We start from the raw sequence: 3,233 nt of genomic DNA on the forward strand, positions 1-3,233 counted from the left end.
GCCCACCACGGTGGGCGCCAGGGCCGGCGCACCACCGTGGTGGGCCCGCGGCCGGGTGCGGGGATGCCCTGGCAGGTCCGCACACCAGGTGGTCAGAAGCGGCTGTTCAGCGACAGGAACAGGCGGCGGCCTTCGTCGCTGTAGTCGCTGGCGCTGACACGGTCCAGGGTGCGATCGGCCACGTTCAGGATGCCGGCGCGCAGCGTGGTATCGCGGCGGACCTGCCAGGCCGCGCTCAGGTCCAGCAGACCGTGGCCGGGCTTGCGCACGGTGTTGGCGCTGTTGAGCGGCTGCGCGCTTTGCAGGCGCCAGGTGGCGCCCAGGTTCCAGTCGGGGTGCACGCGCCAGTTGGCGGCCACGTTCAGGTTGTGGCGCGAACGGTTGAGCAGCGGCGTGTGCACGGGCTTGCTGGTGTTCTTGGCCGACAGGTAGGTGTAGCTGGTCTTGACGTCCAGGGCCGGCGTGACCTGCCAAGCCCAGCTGCCTTCCAGTCCGCGCGTGCGGGCGCTGTGGATGTTCTGGTAGCTGAAGATGGGACGGCCATCGGGCAGGAAGCCGACAAAGTTGTCCAGGCTGGGGGCCAGAGTGACGTCGCGCGTGCGGCTGTCGATGTCGATCATGTTCTTCAGCTTGGTGTCGAACACGGTGACGCTGGCACTGTGGGCGCCTTGGCGGTACTGCACGCCGATTTCCTTGCTGAGCGCGGTTTCCGGCTGCAGGTCCCGACTGCCGATGATGTAGCAGCCGGTGGTGGCGCTGCCGCAGGACACGGACCCCCAGTTGGGGCTGTTCTGCACCAGGGTGGGCGTGCGGAAGGCGCGCGAGATGCCGCCCTTGAGGGTCCAGGTATCGTCCAGGTGGAACACCCCGTAGGCGCGCGGGCTGTGGTGGCCACCGAAGTGCTCGTGGTGGTCGAAGCGGTTGCCCAGCGTCACGGCCAGGCGCTCGGTCAGGCGGATTTCGTCTTCCACGAACAGCGCGTACTGCGTCACCGAGGTGGATGGCGTGCCCTGCGTGCTGGGCACCCCCGGCCAGCCGGCCAGGTTGGCGCGGTCGTACAGGCGCTCCTTGCGGGCATCGACCCCCACGGTCACGAACTGGTTGCCCCAGTCCACGGGAAAGCTGGCCTTGCCATTCAGGCTGTAGGTGTTGGACTGGTTGGGGTTGGTCTGGGTGTCGATCATACCCTTGAGGTTGCGGATTTCGTCGGTCGCCAGCGTCAGCTCGGTGGTCATGCGGTCCCAGTGGCCCTGGTGGCGCAGCGCCAGGGCTTCGCGCTCCATGGTGTACATGCCCTGGGTCTTGCTGCTGACGTCGGCATCCAGCGTGACGGTCTGACGCGCATCGGGGCGCCAGGCCAGCTGGCCGCCGGCGTGACGGTTGAGGATGCGGGCAAACAGCGGATAGCCGGCGTTGAAGCTGCTTTCGGCCTGACTGTCCGAGCGGTGGTCGTAGTTGCCATACAGCTTGATACCCAGTGCCTCGCCCGCCAGCGGTCCGCTCACGGCAAAGCCCAGCTTCTGGCTGTCGGCCAGGTCGCGGTCCTGGTGCAGCACGGTGTCGGCCGTGATGGAGCCCTTCCAGGTCTTGCTGACGGGCTTGGTGATGATGTTGATCACGCCGCCGATGGCATCGGCACCGTACAGCGAGGACATGGGGCCGCGCACCACCTCCACGCGCTCGATGTCGTCCAGCGGCACCCAGCCGCTGTCATAGGCCGTGCCCCCGCGGAACATGCTGGTGCTGGCGTTCACGCGCTTGCCGTCGATCAGGATCAGGGTGTAGGCCTGGTCGAAGCCGCGCATCTGGATGGTGGGCGAGCCGTTGGCGCTGCGGTTCAGCGTCACGCCTTCCACGCCGGTCAGCAACTCGGCCAGCTCGTGCGCAGGGCGTACGCGCAGCTCCTCGGCGGTGAGGACCGAAATGCTGGCCGGGGCATCCCGGATGTCCACGGCATTGCCGCTGGCGGTGACCACTACGGTGCCCAGGCTGGCCGGGTCGTCACCGGAGGGCTGGGCATGGGCCAGGCTGGCCAGGGCCCACAGGCAGGCCAGGGAAAGGGGACGCAGGGCGCAAGGCATGAAAGAACTCCGTGATGGATGTGTTTAAATGAGAATGAATTTTATTTAGTGATGGTTTCTTGCAGGGTACAGGGCACGCGCACATGTCTGAATTGGTCTCCAACATCGCTGATTTCGCCTCCGGATTGCGCACGCTGCATGTGCCGGACATCGAGTGCTCGCTGCAGCCCATGGGGCGCGAGTACATCGTGGGCGACCGGGCTGTGACCCCGGCCACGGATGTGCTGTTGGGACAGATGGAGGTGATACGGGTCGAGGAGGGCCTGGTGCTCTACCGCACGACCGCCAAGGACCTGTGCACGATGCGCACCTCCAACCTGCTGTACCCGGGGCTGAAGATCGTCCTGTTGCTGGAGGGCGAGAGCGAGCTGGCCTATGGCGAGCTGCGCCTGCGGCTGCGTGCCGGCGTACCCGCGCAGTGCGCCGCCGTGGTGGCGCTGGCACGCACGGAGCGCTTCATGCGCCAGTGGCGCGAAGGGCGGCGCGAGCGCAAGCTGGTGCTGACGCTGAGCCCGCAGTGGCTGCAGGCCGCGGGCATCGCACAAGGCACGATGCAGGACTTCCTGGGCCGCCACCTGGCGCACGTGGCGTGGCAGCCCTCGGCCCGGGCGCTGGCGATTGCCGACCAGTTGCACCGCGGCCGCGCCTTGCCCGCGCACCTGCAGCGCCTGTGGCACCACAGCCGCTGCCTGGACCTGGTGCTGGAGGCGTTGGCCAGCGTGGACCTGCCCCCGGATGCGGTCCGGGCCGCGCCGCGCGGCATGCCGCCGCGCCTGCATCTGCGCCTGGCGGCGCTGCGCAACTGGTTGATGACACCGGCGGCCGATGGCATGGACACCGCCGCCATCGCGCGCCATGCGGGCATCAGCCGCGCCCACCTGCAACGCCATTTCCCGGCGGTGGCGGACGGTCTGAGCCTGGGCCAGTTCGTGCGTGCCCAGCGGCTGCTGCGTGCGCGCAACGGGCTGGAGCAGGGCCAGCTGTCGGTGGCCAAGGCGGCGCAACTGGCGGGCTACCGCAGCAGCACGCATTTTGCGGCGGTCTTCTTCCAGCACTTTGGCCTGCGGCCCTCGCAAGCCAAGCCGGTGCTGCCCGGGCGCGTCTGACCGCGACCGCCACAAAAAAGCCCCGCGGGGCGGGGCTTTTTTGTGG

General features: G+C 68.4%; 2 protein-coding genes. One reads left to right on the forward strand and one right to left on the reverse strand.

What is annotated here, in order from left to right:
• Positions 1–92: 92 nt before the first annotated feature.
• A complete protein-coding gene (locus FYM52_RS18475; RefSeq protein ID WP_154165142.1) occupies positions 93–2,081 on the reverse strand; it encodes a TonB-dependent receptor domain-containing protein in 1,989 nt (662 codons plus the stop codon).
• Positions 2,082–2,164: 83 nt separating this feature from the next.
• Between FYM52_RS18475 and FYM52_RS18480 the strand changes: the two genes are divergently transcribed.
• Positions 2,165–3,187: a helix-turn-helix transcriptional regulator gene (locus FYM52_RS18480; RefSeq protein WP_154165143.1), complete on the forward strand. Its 1,023-nt coding sequence runs from the start codon at positions 2,165–2,167 to the stop codon at positions 3,185–3,187.
• Positions 3,188–3,233 lie beyond the last annotated feature (46 nt).

Origin of the sequence: Comamonas sp. CAH-2, assembly GCF_009668305.1 — a bacterium.
Classification (GTDB): Bacteria; Pseudomonadota; Gammaproteobacteria; order Burkholderiales; family Burkholderiaceae_C; genus Comamonas; species Comamonas aquatica.

What these genes read in the sequence shown, in the direction of transcription:
- FYM52_RS18475 (WP_154165142.1), bottom strand. Translation starts at nt 2,081, where the DNA reads ATGCCTTGCGCCCTGCGTCCCCTTTCCCTGGCCTGCCTGTGGGCCCTG.
- FYM52_RS18480 (WP_154165143.1), top strand. Translation starts at nt 2,165, where the DNA reads ATGTCTGAATTGGTCTCCAACATCGCTGATTTCGCCTCCGGATTGCGC.